This is a genomic window from Gaiella sp., assembly GCF_035710885.1.
GTDB lineage: Bacteria > Actinomycetota > Thermoleophilia > Gaiellales > Gaiellaceae > Gaiella.
Genome location: NZ_DASTCS010000057.1, coordinates 19,009 through 39,181, shown reverse-complemented (window position 1 = coordinate 39,181; position 20,173 = coordinate 19,009). Strand labels below are relative to the sequence as shown.

Sequence of the window (20,173 nt, the reverse complement as noted above, 5' to 3'; positions counted from 1 at the left end):
CGCGGACGCCGCCGGTCGGCGACCGTACGATTGCGAGGTGAAGGACATCGACCCGATCCGCTCGCTGACCGCGGCGGTCGCAGACCTCGCCGAGGCCGCCTCCGAGCTCGAGCGACCCGCCGACGCGAGCCATGGCGACTATGCGACGACGATCGCGCTCCGGCTCGCGGGGCAACGGCGCCGGCCGCCGCGCGAGGTCGCGGGCGAGCTCGCAGAGCGCCTCGTGGAGCTCGACGGGATCGCCGGCGTCGACGTCGCGGGCCCCGGGTTCCTGAACCTCACCGTGGACGACGCGTGGCTGGGAAGGGGACTGGCGAGCGTGCTGGCGGGCGGTCGCAGGTTCGGCTCCGGAACCGCCGGGCCCCGGGAGCAGATCCAGGTCGAGTGCGTGTCCGCCAACCCGACGGGGCCGATCACCGTCGCAGCGGCGCGGAACGGCGCTTACGGCGATGCGGTCGCGCGTCTCCTCGAGTTCGCGGGCCACGGCGTCCAGCGCGAGTACTACTACAACGACGCCGGCACGCAGATGGAGCGTTTCCGGGAGTCCGTCGAGGCGATCCGCCGCGGGGAGGATCCTCCCGAGGACGGCTACCAGGGGGACTACGTCGCGGAGCTCGCCCGCGGGGAGGGCGACCCCGTCCCGCGGATGCTCGAGCAGATCGAAGCATCGCTCGAGCGGTTCCGGATCCACTTCGACACGTTCGAGCGGCAGAGCGTCGTCGAGGCGGAGATCCCCGATGCACTCGCGGCGATCGACACGTACGAGGCGGAGGGTGCGGTCTGGGCGAGGACGAGCGCCCACGGCGACGACCGCGACCGGGTCGTGATCCGCTCCGACGGCACACCGACCTACTTCGCGGCCGACGCCGCCTATATGAGGCGCAAGTTCGCCAAGGGCTTCGACCGCCTGATGTACGTCCTGGGGGCGGACCACCACGGCTACGTCGCCCGTCTCCGGGCGCTCGCCGAGATGCTGGGCCACCCGCGCGAGGCGGTCGAGGTGCTCATTTACCAGCTCGTCCATCTCACGCGCGGCGGCGAGGCGGCGAAGATGTCGAAGCGGAGCGGGGAGGTCGTCTTCCTCGACGACTTCGTCGACGAGATCGGCACCGACGCTGCGCGCTGGTACCTGCTCTCGCGCGGTCACGACCAGACGATCGAGATAGACGTCGACCTCGCCGCCGAGCGGAGCCAGAAGAACCCCGTGTACTACGTCCAGTACGCGCACGCGCGGATCGCGGGGATCATGCGGAACGCCGAGGGCATCGAGCCGGACTCGCAGCCGACGATTCCCCTCGCCACCGAGGAGCGGGAGCTCGTGAAGCGGCTGCTGGAGCTGCCCGAGGTCGTCCGCGAGGCAACCGCGCGCCGCGCGCCCCATGCGATCTCGGCCTATGCGATCCGCGTCGCCGACGACTTCCACCGCTTCTACCACCACCACCGGGTGCTCGGCTCCGACGCCGAGGCTTTCCGGCTCGCGCTCTGCGCGGCCACCCAGGCCGTGGTCGCGGTCTGCCTCGAGCTGATCGGCGTCGACGCGCCCGAGCGGATGTAGCGGGATCTCGCCGCGGCACGAGGGGGTGACGCGGCGACGGTGCGGAGGCAGGGCGGTCACGCCCGCGAGGCGTCGCGGTAGGTGGGAACGGTGTCAGACACCGAATCCTGTCAAGAGCTAACTGCTCCGAGTTCGTGCCAATCGCTCCACAACGTCCCGGGCTAGGGCCCATGCGGGGTCGAGCCGGTCGGCGCGAACGGCGAGCGCGCCGACCGCTCGAGCCAAGGTCAGGTTCCCGGGGTGTGACTGGGCCGTCGGCCTGTGGACGAATCGGCACGAAATCGACACAGGTTGGCCTCGACAGGATTCGGTGTCTGACACCGAACGCGCCGACCGGCCGCTCGTAGGATCGCGCGATGCGCTGGAACCTCGCACTCGGGGGCCTTGCCGCCTCCTGGGGATTCGTCGCTGTCCTCGCGGCGTCGGTCGAGCTCGGAGCCGAGGCACTCGCCTTCTGGCGCCTGGCGCTCGCGGCGGGCACGCTCGCCGCGATCGCCGTGCTCGTGCGTCGCGTCGACCTCCTGGCGCCCCGGGGCAGGCTTCGTGCCCTGGCTCTGATCGGCGTCGCGCAGGGCGCGCACTGGCTCCTCTTCTTCGAGGCGGTCGAGCACGGCTCGGTTGCCCTGGCCGTGCTGACCTTCTACGCGGCGCCGCTCGTGATCGCGCTCCTCGCCCCGCTCGTCCTGTCGGAGCGGCTGAGCCCCGTCGTTCTCGGCGCGTGCCTCGTCGGCGCGGCCGGCATCGCCGCGATCGCGTTCGACCAGGGTGGGGCCGGAGACTCGCCGTCTCTGGCCGCGGTCGCTGCCGGGCTCGGGTCGGCGGTGACCTACGCCGCGCTCGTGATCCTCTCCAAGCGGCTGCTCGCGTCGGCGACGCCGCCCCTCACGGTCGCGTTCTGGGACTGCCTCGTCGGGACAGTCGCCGTCGCGCCGGTGCTGTTCCTCGCGGATCGCATCGTTCCCTCGGGCGGTGACGAGTGGGCCGTGGCGCTCGCCCTCGGGGTGGTCTTCACCGGCGTCTCGACCCTCGTCTACGCGACCCTGCTGCGGCGTGTCACGGCTCAGTCGGCAGGAGTGCTGACGTTCCTGGAGCCCGTTGCAGGCGTGCTGCTCGCGTGGGCGATCCTCGAGCAGCGGCCGGGTGCGGCGACGCTCGCCGGTGGTGCGCTCGTCATCGCAGCCGGCCTCGTGGTGGTCGTCGTGGAGCCGGCAGGGACACCGGTCGCGGAGGCCCCGGCCGGGGTAGGATCGACCATGGAATGAGCGCTGATCCCGCCCGGACGCCGCCCGACCGGAACCTCGCGCTCGAGATCGTCCGGGTCACGGAGGCGGCGGCAATGGGCGCCTCGCGCTGGATCGGCCGTGGCGACAAGAACGCCGCCGACCAGGCCGCGGTCGACCTGATGCGCTTCATGGTCAACTCGGTCTCGATGCGTGGCGTCGTCGTGATCGGTGAGGGCGAGAAGGACGAGGCGCCGATGCTCTTCAACGGCGAAGAGGTCGGTGACGGCTCCGGGCCGGAGGTCGACGTCGCCGTCGACCCACTCGAAGGCACGCGGCTGACGGCGCTCGGCATCTCTGGAGCGATCTCGGTGATCGCGCTCGCCGAGCGGGGCTCGATGTTCTTCCCCGGCGCTGCCGTCTACATGGACAAGATCGCCGTCGGGCCCGACGCCGCGGACGCAATCGACATCGACGCCTCACCGACCGAGAACGTGGCGAGGGTCGCGGAGGCGAAGGGCATGGAGGTGAACGAGGTCACGGTCGTCGTGCTCGAGCGCGACCGCCACGAGGGGCTGATCGCCGAGTTGCGCGAGGCGGGCGCCCGCGTGAACCTGATCCGGGACGGGGACGTCGCGCCGGCGATCGCCGCCGCCCAGCCCGGCACCGGCATCGACATGCTGATGGGCATCGGCGGCACGCCTGAAGGGGTGATCTCGGCGGCGGCGATCAAGTGCCACGGCGGGGCTCTGCAGGGCCGCCTCTGGCCCCGCGACGACGCCGAGCGCGCGGCTCTCGTGGAAGCCGGCTTCGATGTCGAGAAGGTGCTCACCCATGACGATCTCGTGCAGGGCGACGACGTCTTCGTTGCCGCAACCGGGGTCACGGGCGGCTCGCTCCTCCGCGGCGTCCGTGTCGGCCCCGAGGGGATCGAGACGGAGTCGATCGTGATGCGCTCGCGGTCGGGCACGGTGAGGCGGATCGCGGCCCACCACCCATCGGGAAAGCTCAGGAGATTGCGAACGGAAGGAGGCCGTTGATGGCGGCGCAGGAGCTGAACGCGATCGCCCGCTCGATCGTCGCAGACCACAAGGGCATCCTCGCGGCGGACGAGTCGACGGGGACGATCAAGAAGCGATTCGACTCGATCGAGGTCGAGTCGACCGAGGAGAACCGCCGGGCGTATCGGAACCTTCTCTTCACGACGCCGGGGTTCGAGGACTACGTCGGCGGCGTGATCCTCTACGACGAGACGCTCCGCCAGGCCTCGGACGACGGCACGCAGTTCCCCGAGCTGCTTGCCGCGAAGGGGGTCGTGCCCGGGATCAAGGTCGACACGGGTGCCCACGAGCTCGCCGGCCACCCAGGCGAGAAGGTGACGGAGGGCCTGGACGGCCTCCGGGCACGCTTCGAGGAGTACCATGCGCTCGGGGCGCGTTTCAGCAAGTGGCGCGCCGTGATCACGATCGGGGACGGGATCCCGTCGGATGCCTGCATCCACGTGAACGCGCACGCCCTGGCCCGCTATGCCGCCCTCTCGCAGGAGGCCGGAATCGTCCCGATCGTCGAGCCCGAGGTGCTGATGGACGCCGACAACACGGTCGAGCGCTGCCTGGAGGTGACCTCGCGGACGCTCCGCGCCGTCTTCGACGAGCTGGACCGGCAGGGCGTCGCACTCGAGGGCATGCTGCTCAAGCCGAACATGGTGATCTCCGGCAAGGGATGCCCGACCCAGGCTTCCTCGTCGCAGATCGCCGAGCTCACGCTCGACTGCTTTCTCCGGCATGTGCCCGCGATGGTGCCGGGCATCGTGTTCCTCTCCGGCGGCCAGTCCGAGGTCGAGGCGACGACGAACCTCGACGCGATCAACCGGATCGGCGGTCCTTGGCCCCTCTCCTTCTCGTACGGCCGGGCGTTGCAGGCCTCGGCGCTCCAGGCATGGAAGGGCGACCCGGCCAACGTCGAGGCAGGGCAGGAGGCATTCCTGCACCGCGCGCGGATGAACGCGCGCGCCGTGGCGGGCGACTGGAGCGCGGATCTGGAGCAGGCGGTTCCGGCCTGACACGCGTTTCGTGAGGGTTGCGTTCAGAGGGCCGTGGAGCGGCCCTCTGGCCGTTTCGGCCCGCTAGGCTCGCTCGGATGGCCGCTCGCTCGGCAGCGTTCGTCGCGACCTTCGTGCTCGGGATCCTGGCGCTCGCCGTAACGGCGGACTGGGCATCTGCGGCCGGAACGCGCGTCACCGTCTTCGGCGACTCCGCGGCCACGGCGATGGCGTACGACCCGGACGCGAAGAAGCTCCTCGCGCGAGGGATCGACCTACGGCTCGAGGTGGCCGCCTGCCGGCGGGTCGGTGAGACGAGCTGCCCATACGACGGCGTGAGGCCGTCCAACGTGATCGAGCGGGCGACCGAGCTCGGACGAGAGCTCGGGCCCGTCGTCGTGGTCATCGTCGGCTACAACGACTACGAGTCGACCTACGCGGAGACCATCGAGGCCGCGCTCGCCACGTTCCGCAAGGCCGGAGTGGAGCGCGTCCTCTGGGCGACACTCCGCGCCGAGCGGCAGAGCTACCTGAGCATGAACGAGGCGATCGTCGCGGCGGCTCGCAAGCACCCCGAGATGGCCGTCCTCGACTGGAATGCCGCCGCCCGGTCCAAGCCGGACTGGGTCCAGCCCGACGGGATCCACCTCACACCGGCAGGTGCGAACGGCATGGCCGCCTTGATCAACGACACGCTGGTCCAGCTCGGTGTCGCGCCGAAGCGAGCGCCCGACCCGTCGCGAAGGCTGCTGACGATCGAGTCGCGCGCGCTGCCCGGCGGTCACCGCGGCCGCGTCTACTCCGCGCGCTTGCGCGCGACGGGAGGAACCGCTCCGTACCGGTGGGCCCGCATCGGCGGCACGCTCGCCGCCGGGCTCCACCTCACCGCCGACGGGCGCATCGTGGGCCTTCCGTCCCGGAGCGGGAAGTTCAAGCTCCGGTTCCGGGTCGTCGATCGCACGGGCGCCGTGCGCACGCGCGTCTTCTCGCTCCGGATCGCCTAGGGCGGTCCGGGAAGCGCACGGAGCGCCGTCGAACGTTGTACCCGCCTCTGCCACCCCGACCGGAGGCAGCACACACGCAGGGGCTGATCGACGTCTCCGTCGCGATCATGGAGAAGAACGGCGTCACCGTCGACCAGTTCCGCGCCGTCGACCACGACCTCGCCCCGGGCGTCTACCCGGACATGCGCGAGCACGGCGATCTGCTCCACCTCGCGCGCCTGCTTGAGGACGCGGGAGGCGTCCCGGCGCACGGCACCGGCGCTCGCTGTGGGAAGCCGGCTGCCGCCTCGACTTCGCGAACCCCGACTACCGCTGAGCGCGAACGGTGGCGTGCCGCTTCGCAGGGGCGGACGTCCACAGCCTTGAGCATCGGCCGGCCATTCGTAAGCTCAGAGTGGGGTGATCGAGCTTGCAGGATTCGAAGTCGCGGACGAGCTCATACTCGAGCTCGCCGGCCTGCTGCAGCGCGCCGGGTACGACGAGACCGCCGATCGGCTCACGTACGCGCTGAAGTGGGGCGACGAGCTCGTCGGGCTCCGCATCGCCGACCGGCTCGCGATCCTCGACGTCCTCGACGATGCTCCCGAGGCGTTCGCGGATCTACGGGGCGTGCTGACCTCCGAGCACCGCTGGCGCATCCGCCACGGCCTCGTCTAGCTGCGTAAGCGGGCGATGGGGCTCGAACCCACGACCCTCAGCTTGGGAAGCTGATGCTCTACCAACTGAGCTACGCCCGCGAGGCGTTTACTGTAGCCGTTTCGAGGTGTCTGCTCGCAGCTGAACGGCGACTTCGGTGCGGCACCCAGGGTTCACCCCTGGATCGACCCCTGCAGCGTATGACGACGAGGTCTCCCGAGCGCGCGGCGGTCGATTCTTCCTCGGCCCTGTGCTCTCGACGAGTTCGTGGCCTGCGACTTCGACCAACCAGCGTTCAACGGGCCGGGCGAGATCCCGCTCGAGAAGGTGACGAGTTACGCCATCGACCCGCCCGGCGACGGCGCAGCGCGTGGGTGCTCGTAATAGTGCCCCGCTGGACGGCGTGGTTGCCGTGCGACAGGCCTCGGTGGATAGGCGGCCCCGCGGACTCCCACGCTGCGGCTCCGGTGCAAGCTCGCGGCGGTCGCGATTCGAGTACCTTCTGGGCGTTTGGGGGGCGGGTGGTCGTCGTCCGAATCACTGCGAGACGTAAGGGCCCCTTGCAGGGCCCTTACGTGCTGCGTCTCACTCGTACTCGATTCCGTACAACCGGGCAATCCCGTGTGCCCTTCGCCGTTCCCGTCGACTACTTCGGAACCGTCGTCGTGGTCTTCGGATCCGTCGTTGTCGTCTTCGGATCCGTCGTCGTGGACGGCGGAATCGTCGTAGTCGGCGGAGGTTGATCGGCGTCGTAGCAGAACGAGATGTGGCTCAGTCCGGCGAACTTGCCGCTCGGGCCGGTCGGCGCGTGCAGGCCGGTGTCACCCGTGGCCTCCGGGTTGTAGGTGTAGACGTTGCCGTTTGGCCCGCCTTTCGCGATCACCGCATCGACCCCGATGTTCGACGTCCAGTCGAACACCTGGCCGCCAGCGGTGTCGCGAACATCGATCGTCACCGTGAGCGTCCCGTCCGAGAACGTCCCGTCCGCAACCGGCTCGACCTTGAGTGTGGTCGTGCCGGCGGGACACGACGGATTTCCGGACACCAGTGTCGGAGCGACGTGCGTTCCGAACGCCGTCGCCGCAACCATGAGCGCAACGGTAACCGCCGTGATGGCTACGGTCCCCACAGCCAAGAGCTTCCGCATATATCCCCTCCCCCAATTACTCGCCCACACTCCCCAGTGGAGGCTGATCGCTCCTTTGTACTCCTTCGGAGTCCTCTTGTCCAGGCAGGTCGTCGCGCAGGGAGCTCCCCGTCCTGGGGTGCTTGCACCGCACGGCGCCGGGCGAGGGCCTGGACAGCGGGGGCGCGGAGGAGGGTGCGCCGCCCGGCCGCGCCCCCGTCCAGCGCGCGACGTGTGCACCCCGTCCCTGATGTAGCCCGTCGGGCACGAGGACACCTCCGGCAGAGCCGCGGGCCTCTTCAGGCCGCGCCCTCCCCGTAGGTGCCGATGATCCCCGGATACGCTCGCATGGCTCCTCAAGACGGGCTCACCGCAGAGACGCGTCGACACGGATCGAGCGCGCCGCACGCGAACGATTCGCGATCCTTCGGCGTGTCCGGCGGAGACTCCATGCCGCGAGCACTCCGTACGAGCTGGGCGACTCGAGCGAGGCCGGAGGCGGTGGGCCGTCACCGCCGGCCACCGCCAATCCCCAGCCTCACCTGGAAAGACGCTCGCGGGCGGCAAACTTCCGCTCGCGAGACTTTCCCCCGAACGGGGGACAGCTTGCTGTGTCCGTCGAGTGGGACACTTCGGGGAAGGCGCGGTGCGTCGCGCCCGTCTGTGGTGGTCTCGGCTTTGCTCGAGCCTCTTACTCCCCCGCTCGAGCGTTGCGAGGGTCGGTGTGGTGCCCGCGCCTTTCGCCGGCGCGTGCAGACAGTGGCTGCTTACAGTTCGGTCGAGGCTTCTGGCGTTTGGCTGGGCAGTGGCTCCCAGGCGCATACGTAGTTGGCTGCGAGGTCCGGTCGGTAGCCGAGCTTGCGCAGGGTGGGCAGCAGACGGCGGTCGGGGTTCGTCGATCACGTCGGGTCGTTGCACATGCAGGCGACGCAGCTCTTGCCGAGCTCACCGGAACAGCAGCAGCAGTGCTCGCCGTAGCGGACTCCCACCGTTGCCTCGGCGACTCGCGCTCGCTGGGAAAGCGTTGAACAGTCGCTGCAAGAACGGCTGTCGGCGGGCGCGGCTGGCAGGTCGGCCTCGAGTCCGCCGAGCTCCTCGAACGCACCTACGACCACGAAGCCTGGATCGTCGCGCTCTTTCTCCCGACGGTCGCGTACGGCGGAGGCGCGCTGTCGAACGGATAGCGTGCCGCTCGTGCTCTGGGCCGCCCGTCGTCTGCTCGCCGGCGTGCTCGGCGCGGTAGCCGTCCTGACGCTGCTCGGCTTCGCGTTGAAGAACCAGTGCGCGGAGAACTACGCTCAGCAGCGCGACAAGGCGCTGTGCAGCAACGACATCCAGGTCCTCTACTCGAACCGCGGCCTGGCCGAGCACCGGTTCCCGTACGTCAACGGCGAGTTCGTCACCGTCACCAACCCGGACGGCTCGACCACCGTCGACTTGGTCGGGGGGACGCTCGAGTACCCCGTGCTGACCGGGCTGTTCGCGTGGTTCCCGGCGCTCTTCGTCGCCTCGGACGCCGGCTACCTGCGGCTCACGGCGCTGCTGCTCGCGCCCTTCAGCTTCCTCACGGCCTTGCTGCTCGCGGGGATGGTGCGGTGGCGCGCGCTGCTGTACGCGCTCGCCCCTCCGCTCGTCTGGTACTCCTTCCACAACTGGGACCTGCTCGTCGTCTGCGCCACCGTCGGAGCGTGCCACGCCTGGTGGCGGGAGCGGTGGGCGCTGGCGGGCGGCCTGCTCGCGGTGGGCGCCTGGTTGAAGTTCTGGCCTCTGCTCCTGCTGGCGCCGCTAGCGCTCGACCTCCTGCACCGAGGCCACCGACGTGGCCTGGTGCGCGCGGTCGCGACCTTCGTGGGCGCGTCCGTGCTCGTCAACGGGGCGTTCCTCGTGGCATCGCCCGAGGGGTGGTGGGCCCCCTACGCCTTCCAGCAGCACCGTGCGGCCGACATCACGAGCAACTCGGTCTGGTACTGGGGGTTCGAAGAGCCGGTGCCGACCGACACCCTCAACACGGTGGTGCCCCTGCTCCTGTTGCTCGGGGCAGCGGCGGCCTGCGGGTACGGCTGGCTGCGGGCCTCCCGGGAGGGCGTCTACCCGTTCGTGCAGGTCGCCGCCGCCGTACTGACCCTGTTCATGGTGACCAACAAGGCGCACAGCCCGCAGTACACGCTGTGGCTGCTGCCCTTCTTCTGCCTGCTGAGGCTGCGGTGGGGCTGGTGGGCCGCCTACATGGCCTTCGACCTGCTCACGTACGTCGGCCTGTTCCGCTGGTACTACGCGCTCGGCACGCCGGCGCCTGACTACGGGCTGCCATACCAGGCACTCGTGTTGGGGGTGTGGGGGCGGGCGGCGATGCTCGTGCTGCTCTTCGTGGTGTTCCTGCGGGCGCAACCCGCCTTCGGGGGCAACACCCGGGACGGACCCCTTCCCCTCCTCCCCGCTCGTGCCTAGGCCGAGTGCCGCCGGCTCGAGCGAGCCCTTCCGGGCAGAGGCCCCACCCGGAAGCGGGCCCTCTGCGCCGGGTGATCAGCGGATTGCTCGCTCTCACCCTCAACCTCCGTCGACCGGAGCGGTCACGTCGACAGCGTCGTCGAGTGATCGGAACCTTTGCTTCGGATCAGCTGGGCTAGGCGTTCGGGCCGTACGCAATCACGCGAATCCGCGTTCCGTGCTTGCGATGAGTCGTCAACGCGATATCGACCCAGGTCGAGTTGTTCGTGTCGTTCAACTCCGTGAACCAACCGTCGGGATCGGCCGTCGCCCGGAGCCGGTACTTGCCGTCGCTGAGATTCGTGACGTCGATCCACTGACCCGGCAACCAGAAGCCGTACGTGTCACCCCACCCTACGGAGACGCCCAACGTCACCTCCGTGGCGTTGGGGTTGTCGTGTGCGCACGCCGTACCGGGGTGGTAGACCGAGCTCAAGGGTGAGCCGGGCAACGTCCGGTAGAAGGTCGTGTCGTAGAAGCAGAAGCCCGCCTTCGCTCCCGTCCCGACCTTCACGCCGTTGTCGAGCCGCAGCAGCTCGTAGGTCTCGAGGTTGTTGACGTGGAAGTGGTTGTGTCCGTCGCCACCCCAGCTGAGCTGGACACCGGGGGTCGCGTTCGACACGCTGCCGTCGCTTCCGTACACCCGCTGGACGACCGAGAAGCTGGAGCCCGATGAGCGCGTGGCGAACAGCTCGAACGGGCCTTCGCCGACGTTGACGATCGTCGCCGAGAAGCGGAGCAGCGTCCGCCCGTCGCTCGGCTTGTCGATCTGGAGGTCGGTCAGTCGAGCCATTCCCAGATCGGGGTACTTCAGGCCCGTGACGGGGCTGGCCGGCGATGCCAGCGTCAGCGCCGCGACGAGGGCCGCAGCGAGCGGCGCCGCGAATCCGAGCGCGATCATCGATCGTCGTGCAATCATGAAATACCCCTCCTGGTGAAGCGGAACGGGCGCCTGCGGCGCCATCCGCCGTTCCCCACCCCCGTGGCCAATGCCTTCCCCTTCTGTCGGATGTTGTACAGCGTTCGGGCCTGTCTGTCCACCGTTGCAGCTCGGGGTCTCGGCTCGAGCCGCGTCATTGACCGAGGTTCAGCGACGCACTAGCCTGGTGACTGGAGCGCGGTCAGGCGAGACGGCCCGTTTGCTGGGGGGATCGCGATGCTTGTTGCCGGCGAGGGCACTGGGCTATCGGATCGAGAGGGGAGGGGCATTTGACGAGATGGCTGAAGTTCGCCGCGCTGCCCGTCCTGCTGGCGCTCGGATATCTGGCCGGCTCGGTGGTCGCAGGGCCGGGTCTGGCCGGTCCGGGTGGCGGTGGCGGCCAAGAAAGCTGCCTTCCCAGGGCTACCGACAAGACCGCGGATGATCCCGGCGACTTGGTGACAGTCATTGCCGGGACGGGCCAGGTGATCACCGCGCTGGCTATCAAGGCCAGGTCGGAAAACCAGCTCGACCAGGGATGCTTCTCGTACACGGAGGACGAGTTGGACGGACCGTGTTACACGGTGGAGGGTCTCGGCACTGCCACGGTCAGGATCGAACGCATCGGCTCGGGATCGGGCTGCAACGAGATCTCGCACGTCGAGTGGACGACGACTCCGGGCATCACGACCACGACAACCACCACGACCTCGACGGATCCGAAGACATCCACGACGCCGGCGACCACTGATCGGAAGACCACGTCGCCGACGTCCTGACGCGGCGAGCCAGCGGTGGTTTGATGCTTGACGTCGAGCGAATCGCGCGAGTGCCCCGTCCGCGCGAGGTCCCGCTCGGGCGGGGCCTCTCCTTTTCGACTGGACTGTTGACCTGCGCGGTGCTCGTCGTCACCGCGCTCTCATGTCCGGGCACGGCGCGCGCTGCCGACGCGCCCGAGCCCCGGATCCGCACAGAGCAGCAGGCCACGAAGCTGTTCCTCGGGAATCCCAGCGTGGTCAGGTGGCTCGAGCGCTACCCGCGGGGAGCGGCTGTCGCGAGGGCAGAGTTCAAGAAGCAGCTCAACCGCTGGGACGTCTCGGTGCACTACGGCGAGGCCGGCCAAATCGCCGGCGGCAAGGTCGACCCGTCCGGCTTCGTGATCGAGGCACTCGTGGGGCCCGAGGTCGCCTGGCCGCTGGCGCGTGGCATCAGGCTCGGGGAGTCGATCAATCGCCCGCTCGTCTGGCTGTCGTTCTGCGCCGTGTTCTTCCTCTGCCTCGCCAATCTCAGACGACCGCTGAGCGTGCGAAACCTCGACGTGCTGGCGATCCTCTCGTTTTCCATCTACCTCTGGCTCTTCAACGACGGGCGGGTGTTCGCGAGCACGATCGCAGCGTCGGTGACGCTCACCTACCTCATGGTGCGCTGTGCCTGGATCGGCTTCACTGGGAGGATCTCTCCCGGCGGCACCTTCCTACCGGTCTGGGTGCTCGCCGGGATTCTGGTGTTCGCCGTCGGGTTCCGCATCGGGCTCAACCACGAGCGGTCGTTTGTCCTCGACGTCGGGTACGCCGGTGTGATCGGCGCCGACCGGCTCGCCAACGGCGAGACGCCGTACGGCAATTTCCCGCGCCGGGACACCGGCAAGCCCTGCGCGGAACCGGATCCCGAGGGCGATATCGGCGACTGGATCCAGGAGAACGGCCGCTGTGAGACGGCGAACGCACTCGGCGACACGTACGGTCCCGTCAACTATCACGCGTACCTTCCGGGCCTCTGGCTGTTCGGATGGAGCGGGAAGTGGGACGCCCTCCCTGCGGTTCACTTCACGACACTCCTGTTCGACGTGCTGGCGATCCTTGGGCTCGCCGCAATCGGGTTCCGGTTCGGACGGACGCCCCTTGCGCTGACGCTCGCTCTCGCATGGGCGGTGAACCCGTTGACGCAGTACCCGTCCATGTCGAACACGAACGACGCGATCATGCCCGCGCTCCTCGTATGGGGTTTCTGGGCCGCGAGCTCCGACGTGGGTCGCGGAACCTTCGTTGCACTCGCGGGATGGACGAAGCTTGCCGCGCTCGTGGTCGTTCCCCTCTGGCTGACCTATCCACGGGCGGCGTGGCGGAAGAGCCTCGTCTTCTCCTTGGCGTTCGTCGCCGCGACGCTCGTCTCGTTCTGGGCACTGTTCCTCGGCGGCGATCCGCTGCACGAGTTCCGCGTCTTCTACGAGCGAAGCTTTCAGATCCAGGCCGACCGAAGCTCGCCGTTCTCGCTCTGGGACTGGGGCGACTACCACGCGGAGGGTCTGCCGGACCTGAAGTGGCTCCAGCGGGTGCTACAGCTGTTGCTGGTGGTCGCCGCGATGACGGTAGCGGTCGTGCCGCGGCGCAAGACGCCACTTCAGCTCGCGGCTCTGACAGGCGCGCTGTTGGTTGCGTTCGAGTTGCTCCTCACGCACTGGGCGGCGCTGTACGTAGCTTGGTTCTACCCGTTCGTCGCGCTCGCGACGGTAACAGGCACGGCGCTCTGTCGCAGTCCTGCCAGCGTTCGGGAGCGTGGCATTTCGAGAGAGACAGAAGCACCTCGAGACGCAGTGCCGCGAGCGGTATGAAAGACGGGCTCGCACGCCGCAGTGGTGGCCGGAGATCCGAGAGGTTGACCCGAACGTTCTAGCCTTACCCGTGATGAGCGCGAATAGGGGCGTCGGCGAAGAGACAGCGGCGGTCGCACGGCGCCCGACGCCGCGCGATCCGTATCCGCAGCCCCGGCCGCCCCCGACGGGGAAGGACGAGCGGCCGCACCCCATCGACCTCGGCCCCGACGCGATCGCGGTCCTGGAGGGGCGGACGTTCATGTTCTCGGACTCGCGGGGCGACGTGGCGCCGGGAACGGTCGGAGGTCTCGTGCACGAGGACACGCGCTTCGTGAGCCGATGGGAGCTCCAGCTCGATGGACGGCCTCTCTCGCTGCTCAAGTCGGGGCAGGTCGACTACGACTCGGCGGCCTTCTTCCTGACGAATCCCGACACACCCCGCCTCCGTGCCCACAGCGTCGCCGTCCGTCGCCTGCGGCTCTTGGGCGGCGGCGCCCTCGAGCAGATCGCGGTCTTGAACACCTCGTCCGAGTCGGTCAGCTGCGAGTTGCGGCTCCTCTGCGGTGCGGACTTCGCCGATCTCTTCGAGATCAAGAGCGGCGTCCGCGACCGCAGTGGCAGCATCGTCGCCGCCGGTGCCGGCCGACAATCGCTGCGCTTCCGGTACCAGGTGCCCGGGTTCCTCGCGGAGACGACGATCCGGATCGAGCGCAGCGAGGTCGTCGAGGCGGCCACCGAGCAGGTTGTCGCTGCGGCGCAGCCTCGCGTCGACGGGACGGACGCCGTCTGGGCGCTCGAGCTGCCGCCGCGCTGCTTGCTCCTGACGCTGGTCAAGGTCGGCGTGCGGGTGAACAACGTTACGTTCGAACCCGTGGCCGAGGGGTTCGGCGGGCGGCAGCAGCCCGTCGAGGGGCCGTTGAGCGGCTGGCTCGAGCGCATTCCACGCTTCGAAGCGAAGAGCGCATTGCTCACCAGCGTCTTCCAGCAGTCGGTCGTCGACCTCGCAGCGCTGCGCATCACCGGCGACCTCCTCGGCGAGAGCTACGTCCTCCCGGCCGCCGGGCTCCCGTGGTTCATGACGCTCTTCGGCCGGGACACGTTGATCACGTCGCTGCAGACGCTCTGGGTCGGCCCCGGGCTCGCCCGCGGGGCGCTTCACCTGCTTGGCGCCCTACAGGGCATGCAGATCGACGACTTCAGGGACGAAGAGCCCGGCAAGATCCTGCACGAGGTCCGCAGCGGCGAGCTGACGCGGCTGGGCGAGATGCCGCACAGCCCCTACTACGGCACCGCCGACGCGACGCCGCTGTGGTTGATCCTCCTCTCGGAGTACTGGCGATTCACCGGCCAAGACACGTTCGTTCTGGAGCGATGGGACAAGGTCGTCGCCGCGCTCGCCTGGATCGACCGTTACGGCGATCGTGACGGCGACGGCTACGTCGAGTACCAGACACGGTCGCGAGAGGGCCTCGGCAACCAGTGCTGGAAGGACTCGTGGGACGGCGTCCAGTTCGCCGACGGGACGATCCCGCACCTGCCGATCGCGACCGCCGAGATCCAGGGCTACGTCTACGACGCGAAACTGCGCGTCGCCGAGCTTGCGCGGCGGCTACGCGGCGACGTCAGCCTCGCCGAGCGGCTCGAGCGTGAGGCCGGACAGCTGTACGACCGCTTCAACAGCGACTTCTGGTCCGAGGACCGCGGCGGCTACTACGTCGTCGGCCTCGACGGCGACAAGCGCCCCATCGATTCCATGACCTCGAACATCGGGCACCTGCTCTGGTCCGGGATCGTCCCCAGGGAACGCGCAGGCCTCGTCGCCGGTCAGCTCATGTCGGACGAGATGTTCTCGGGCTGGGGCGTCCGCACGCTGTCGACCGACGATCGTGGCTACAACCCGATCGGCTACCACACCGGCACGATCTGGCCGCACGACAACGCAATCGTCGTACTCGGGCTCGCGCGCGGAGGCTTCCGCGACGAGGCGAACCGGATCGCACTGGCGCAGCTGGAGGCGGCCGCCTTCACGGGCTACCGGCTTCCTGAGGCGTTCGCCGGCTTCGAGCGCTGGGTCAGCCGCTTTCCCGTCCCGTACCCCACAGCCTGCAGCCCCCAGGCGTGGGCCACCGCGGCCCCCTTCGTCTTCATACAGGCGATGCTCGGTCTCGAGGCCCGCGACGGCGAGGTTCGGCTCGACCCGCGCGTGCCCGACGAGATCGGCCGCATCTGCATTCGCCGCCTGCATGCGTTCGGGGCGGAGTGGGAGGTCGAGGCCGTCGGCACCGAAGGGGAAGTTCGCCGCGCGGAGGGCGAGCACGCGTAGCTGTCGTCTACCGATCCCCGTGCCGCAGTAGACGCCCGTCGCTTTCCGGGCACGCTACGGCTCGGGCCGGCGAACCGGAGCCCGACGATGCTCGAAATCGCCGCGGCCGAGGGAAGGTCAGTGAGCCGGCCCGTCTGCTCGCGGGACGTCCCACCCGATCGGAATCTCGGCCCGCAAGGAGGTCCCGGCGCCGGCACGGCTCACGACATGGAGCGCGCCCCCCAGCGCCTCGACTCGATCCGCGAGACCCCGTAGGCCGGATCCGCCGGCCGGGTCGGCGCCGCCGACGCCGTCGTCCGACACCTCGAGGACGAGGCTCGCATCGCCCGCTGCAACCCGGACGCGCACTGTGGATGCCTGGGCGTACTTCACGACGTTGGTCAGCGCCTCGGCGATCAGGTAGTACGCTGCCGCCTCGACGGCCTCCGGCAGCCGACCGTCCGGGATCTCCGTGATCTCGACCGGGATGGGAGCTCGGCCTGTGAGCGTCTCGACGGCGGCTCGCAGGCCGCGGTTGCTGAGCACCGCCGGGTGGAGGCCGCGGGCGAGCTCGCGCAGGTCGTCGAGCGCAAGGGCAAGCTCGTCGCAGGCGTCCGCGAGAGCCGCACGCACGGCGGCTGGGTCGGAATCGAGCATCACCAGCGCGAGCCGCAAAGACAACGAAACCGTCACCAGGCGCTGCTGCGCGCCGTCATGGAGATTGCGCTCGAGGCGGCGCCGCTCGAGGTCACCGGCAGTGACGATCCGAGCTCGCGACGCGGCGAGCTCCTCGAGCCGGGCGTGGAGCTCGGCGTTCAGACGATGGACCTCCGCCTCCTGTGTCTTGCGTTCGGTGATGTCGGTGTAGGCGACCATGTTGCCGAGAACCTGGCCGGATCCGTCTCTGATCGGGGCGGCTGCGATCGAGACGTCGACAAGCGATCCGTCCTTGCGCTGACGCACGGTCTCGTAATCGTTCAACGACTCGCCGGCGTGCACCCTCGCGAACAGCTCCTCGCTCTCGGCACGCTTCCAAGGCGGCGCCATGGGGAGACCGCCACGGCCGAGGATCTCCTCGCGGGACCAGCCGAAGATGCGCTCGGCCGCCGGGTTCCACAGCCGTATGCGCGTGTCCGGGCCGAACTCCGCGAGCGCGAGCGGCGAGGAGTCGATCAGCGCCTGCAGCCGCTCCTCCTGCCGCTTGGTTGCGGAGAGGTCGTTAGCGGACGACGACATGGCTCACCAGGCCGCTCGTCGGGTCCGCCATGCCCAGATTCTAGGCCGCGTCACCCGGCAGGACTGCCCCGGCGAGCTGGAGTTGACCTCGCAGTGATCGGCCCGGCTCGTTCGATCAGCTCGCGGGCGGCCCGAAGCTCGGCGCCACGCCGAAGATCCCCTCGGCGATGCTCCCGTCGTCCGATGCGTAGCAATGCGGCGTGCCGGACGGAACGAAGAAGGCGTCGCCCGGCGAAAGAGTGGCGTCTACGCCGCCTGCCTCGACGCGGAGCTCGCCGCGCGTGACGTAGAGAAGCTCCTCGCCGCCGTGGGTCTCTGCCAGGCTCGTGTGCCCGGCGGGAACCGTCACGGTTCCGACCGTCAGGTGCTCGGTGCTGACGACGAGGCCGACGAGTACGTTGCGGTCGAGCTGCCAGACGGCGTCCCCGCGGCGCACCACACGCAACGAGCGCGCGGCCGGGCCTCCGCCCATGAGGTTGCCGACCACGCCGGCGCGGGCGTAGCTGCTCTCCTCGAGGTACGGCCTCGTCTGCGCGTACGCGCCGGACGTACCCGTCGCCGGGGGCGGCGCGAAGAACTCGAGCACTCGCAGCGCGTCGTCGCCGTAGGAGAAGCCGTGGTGCCAGGTGTCGCGTCTGAAGAAGACGCTGTCGCCCCGCTCGGCGCGCACGACCTCACCGGTCTCCGGGTTGGCGAGCACGAGCGTCCCCTGGAGCACATGGAGCAGCTCGTCGGCGGCGAACACCGTTCGAAAGCTCTCCGAGTGACGGAACGCGCCGCCCGGCGGGAGGCCGAACACGATCGCGTGGAGCAGCTCGGAGGAGACGTAGATCCAGTCCTCGACGAAGCCCGCACCCTCATCGCCCCAGGTGTGCCGCACCGCGTCCGTGGCGCGGATCGCGGTCGGGCCATCGAAGGACGGTCGTGGCGAGGCCCTATAGCCCATCGTGGCTGCGGTGGTCGTGGGCGAGCCGTCCGGCGTCGGGCTCGACGAGCTCGGAGCCGTAGATCGGATCGGGGAAACCGCTCGCGATCGGGCGCGCGACGCCGTCGCGGCCGGCCGCCTGCGCGGCGAGCACGATCTCGAGCGCGTGGTAGGCGTGCTCCGGGCAGGTCACGGTCGGCCGGCCGGTCTCGACGCAGTCGACGAGATGACGCAGCCCCTCGGTCCACTGCCAGTGCGGATCCGGCTCCGGGAAGACACGCCACGCCCCGTCGGCATTTCGCCAGAGCTCCCAGCCCTCCGGGGCCCAGTCGTCGCCGAGGAGCTGGACGGTGCCTTCGCTTCCGTACACCTCGATCGCGGGTGACCGGTAGCGCTGCATCGTGAACCCCGTGGTGACTACCGCGAAGCGCGCGTCGCCGAAGTCGAGCAGCACGTGGGCGTTGTCGTCGGCCTCGACTTCGATGCGGCGGCCGTTCACGTCGCGCTCGGGAACCGCCACCCCGACCATCGCGGTCACGCGCTTCGCCGGCCCGAACAGCGCGCAGAGGCTCGTGATGTTGTAGACGCCGAGGTCGAAGAGCGAACCGCCGCCCTGTTCGTAGAACCACTCGGCCCACCACGGGCCGGCCCAGCCGTAGCGTGCGCGGGCAGTGAGGAGATCGCCGACCTGCCCGTCGCGCACGGCGGCGTGGACGGCGCGGAAGGTCGGGCTCAGAAGGATGTGCGGTGCACAGACGAGCAGGCCCTCCGAGGCCCGGGACAACTCGACCAGCTCGGCTGCGTCGGCCAACGAGGTCGCCATCGGCTTCTCGACGAGCACGTGCCTGCCCGCCTCGAGCGCCGCCTTCGCAAGCGGTCCGTGCTCGTTCATGCTCGTCAGCACGAGCACGACGTCGACGTCGCTTGCGGCGACGACCTGGTCGGGCCCGAGCAGGTCGGGGTGGACGTCGAAGTGCGCCGCGGCCCCTCGCCGCTTCGCGTCGTCGACGTCGTAGACGGCGGCGACGTGCACGCGACCCGCGACTCGCAGGCTCTCGATCATTCCTCGATACGGCCCGGCGAAGACGCTCCCACAGCCGATCACGCCGAGCCCGAGGCTCATGCAGAGCGTCTCGCGACCCGGTAGTAGGCCTCCGTCCAGGCGGGCCGGTCGACGTCGAGCCCACGTTCGATCCCCAGCCGTACGGCCAGGGCGGCCGCGGGGGGGAAAGTCGACACCGCGGCGAGCCGGCGGTCGGCGTGCTCGCCGCCAGGGGCTCGGAGCACCCTCGCCCCCTGGCCCGCGCAGATTGCCTCGGCTTCGGTCAGCAGCGGATCCTCGGCGCCTGCCGGCAGGCTGACCGCGAGTGCTCCGGGACGCAGCGACATCATTGCGGAGGTCGCGCCCTCCCGGGTCTCGACCCCTTCGGCCGGGATGCCGGAAACCTCCTTGAGGAGCAGCGCGGCTTCGAGCGCACCTGCCCACGCCGGTCCGCTTCCGAAGACGATCGCCGTGTCGGCGTCGACCGCGCCGAGCTCGTCGACCCACGCGCGTGCGCCGGCGATGGTGCGCTCTAGCTCATCCGGCAGCCGACGGAGTGCATCGTCCAGGGCCGAGTCACAAGTGACCTGGGCCCAGATGCCGAGCGCTGCTACGACCGCGCCGCAGAATGCCTGCGTGTGCGTGACGGCACGCTGGTTCGGCACGGAGACGAGCGCGCGGGCCTCGGCCCGCAAGCCGAGCGTCGAGCGTGGGTTGGCCGTCACCGCCGCGTACGGCCGCGGCGCGCCGGTGTCGACCGCCTCGACCAGGTCACGAAATTCGCCGGAGGAGGAGACGGCGAGCAGGACGTCGCCCCGCCGCCAGGCGAACCCTCCGCGTGCGAGCAGGCCGCTCGGCACCGCGACGACGTCTGGGCCCGCAGGCCCCTCGAGCGACGCCAGCCACAACGCAACGGCAACGTAGTACGCGGCGCCGTTGCCGCTTGCGACGACACGCCGAACCCCTTCCGCTCCGAGCAGAGCCGCAACGTCCGCGACGCCGGTGGCGTCCTCGAACGTTGCCTCGAGAGACGAGGGCAGCTCTGTCACATCGCGCCAGAGGCCGGTCTCGTCGAGCACGACGCGTA

16 protein-coding genes, 1 tRNA gene and 1 pseudogene are annotated in these 20,173 nt (G+C 69.7%); 11 read left to right on the top strand and 7 right to left on the bottom strand.

All coding sequences use genetic code 11. From position 1 onward, the window contains the following. Positions 1 to 37: 37 nt before the first annotated feature. From VFO26_RS14125 to VFO26_RS14100, 7 genes and pseudogenes are all read left to right on the top strand, one after another. Positions 38 to 1,555, top strand: a complete 1,518-nt coding sequence (locus tag VFO26_RS14125) for an arginine--tRNA ligase (RefSeq protein WP_325115677.1) — start codon at positions 38 to 40, stop codon at positions 1,553 to 1,555. 356 nt (positions 1,556 to 1,911) lie between these two features. Then, on the top strand, positions 1,912 to 2,817 hold the full coding sequence (locus tag VFO26_RS14120) for a DMT family transporter (RefSeq protein ID WP_325115676.1): 906 nt from the start codon (positions 1,912 to 1,914) through the stop codon (positions 2,815 to 2,817). Further along, the gene (gene glpX, locus VFO26_RS14115) at positions 2,814 to 3,815 is read left to right on the top strand and encodes a class II fructose-bisphosphatase (RefSeq protein WP_325115675.1); all 1,002 of its coding nucleotides are present in this window, start codon (positions 2,814 to 2,816) and stop codon (positions 3,813 to 3,815) included. The genes VFO26_RS14120 and glpX overlap by 4 nt, the downstream gene beginning before the upstream one ends. Beyond that, positions 3,815 to 4,837, top strand: coding sequence for a class I fructose-bisphosphate aldolase (locus VFO26_RS14110; RefSeq protein ID WP_325115674.1), 1,023 nt, complete (start codon positions 3,815 to 3,817; stop codon positions 4,835 to 4,837). The genes glpX and VFO26_RS14110 overlap by 1 nt, the downstream gene beginning before the upstream one ends. A gap of 77 nt (positions 4,838 to 4,914) precedes the next feature. Next, a complete protein-coding gene (locus VFO26_RS14105; RefSeq protein WP_325115673.1) occupies positions 4,915 to 5,820 on the top strand; it encodes a putative Ig domain-containing protein in 906 nt (301 codons plus the stop codon). A 35-nt stretch (positions 5,821 to 5,855) separates the two neighbouring features. Beyond that, positions 5,856 to 6,136, top strand: a pseudogene (locus tag VFO26_RS17940) (hypothetical protein). An 83-nt stretch (positions 6,137 to 6,219) separates the two neighbouring features. After that, complete coding sequence (locus VFO26_RS14100; protein WP_325115672.1) at positions 6,220 to 6,477, top strand: hypothetical protein; 258 nt, start codon at positions 6,220 to 6,222, stop codon at positions 6,475 to 6,477. Positions 6,478 to 6,484: 7 nt separating this feature from the next. Here VFO26_RS14100 and VFO26_RS14095 read toward each other — a convergent pair. Then, positions 6,485 to 6,557, bottom strand: a tRNA-Gly gene (locus tag VFO26_RS14095). A gap of 545 nt (positions 6,558 to 7,102) precedes the next feature. Next, entirely contained in the window at positions 7,103 to 7,633 is a 531-nt protein-coding gene (locus VFO26_RS14090) for a hypothetical protein (protein WP_325115671.1), read from the bottom strand. Positions 7,634 to 8,776: 1,143 nt separating this feature from the next. Between VFO26_RS14090 and VFO26_RS14085 the strand changes: the two genes are divergently transcribed. Further along, positions 8,777 to 10,030: a glycosyltransferase 87 family protein gene (locus VFO26_RS14085; RefSeq protein ID WP_325115670.1), complete on the top strand. Its 1,254-nt coding sequence runs from the start codon at positions 8,777 to 8,779 to the stop codon at positions 10,028 to 10,030. 175 nt (positions 10,031 to 10,205) lie between these two features. On the opposite strand, the gene VFO26_RS14080 is transcribed toward VFO26_RS14085, so the two are convergent. Then, positions 10,206 to 10,988: a lysyl oxidase family protein gene (locus tag VFO26_RS14080; RefSeq protein WP_325115669.1), complete on the bottom strand. Its 783-nt coding sequence runs from the start codon at positions 10,986 to 10,988 to the stop codon at positions 10,206 to 10,208. A gap of 290 nt (positions 10,989 to 11,278) precedes the next feature. On the opposite strand from VFO26_RS14080, the gene VFO26_RS14075 reads away from it, so the two are divergent. The 3 genes from VFO26_RS14075 to VFO26_RS14065 all read left to right on the top strand — a co-directional run bounded on the left by VFO26_RS14075 (position 11,279) and on the right by VFO26_RS14065 (position 15,904). After that, positions 11,279 to 11,767, top strand: coding sequence for a hypothetical protein (locus tag VFO26_RS14075; protein ID WP_325115668.1), 489 nt, complete (start codon positions 11,279 to 11,281; stop codon positions 11,765 to 11,767). Positions 11,768 to 11,874: 107 nt separating this feature from the next. Then, complete coding sequence (locus VFO26_RS14070; protein ID WP_325115667.1) at positions 11,875 to 13,599, top strand: hypothetical protein; 1,725 nt, start codon at positions 11,875 to 11,877, stop codon at positions 13,597 to 13,599. Between the two features lie 73 nt (positions 13,600 to 13,672). Next, on the top strand, positions 13,673 to 15,904 hold the full coding sequence (locus VFO26_RS14065) for a glycogen debranching N-terminal domain-containing protein (protein WP_325115666.1): 2,232 nt from the start codon (positions 13,673 to 13,675) through the stop codon (positions 15,902 to 15,904). Between the two features lie 117 nt (positions 15,905 to 16,021). Here the strand turns inward: VFO26_RS14065 and VFO26_RS14060 are convergent, their stop codons facing one another. The 4 genes from VFO26_RS14060 to VFO26_RS14045 all read right to left on the bottom strand — a co-directional run bounded on the left by VFO26_RS14060 (position 16,022) and on the right by VFO26_RS14045 (position 20,165). Continuing rightward, complete coding sequence (locus tag VFO26_RS14060) at positions 16,022 to 17,119, bottom strand: PAS domain S-box protein (protein ID WP_325115665.1); 1,098 nt, start codon at positions 17,117 to 17,119, stop codon at positions 16,022 to 16,024. A gap of 115 nt (positions 17,120 to 17,234) precedes the next feature. Beyond that, positions 17,235 to 18,065: a cupin domain-containing protein gene (locus tag VFO26_RS14055; RefSeq protein ID WP_325115664.1), complete on the bottom strand. Its 831-nt coding sequence runs from the start codon at positions 18,063 to 18,065 to the stop codon at positions 17,235 to 17,237. Further along, positions 18,055 to 19,167: a Gfo/Idh/MocA family oxidoreductase gene (locus VFO26_RS14050; protein WP_325115663.1), complete on the bottom strand. Its 1,113-nt coding sequence runs from the start codon at positions 19,165 to 19,167 to the stop codon at positions 18,055 to 18,057. Before VFO26_RS14050 ends, VFO26_RS14055 begins: the two co-directional genes overlap by 11 nt. After that, positions 19,164 to 20,165, bottom strand: a complete 1,002-nt coding sequence (locus VFO26_RS14045; RefSeq protein ID WP_325115662.1) for a hypothetical protein — start codon at positions 20,163 to 20,165, stop codon at positions 19,164 to 19,166. Before VFO26_RS14045 ends, VFO26_RS14050 begins: the two co-directional genes overlap by 4 nt. Positions 20,166 to 20,173 lie beyond the last annotated feature (8 nt).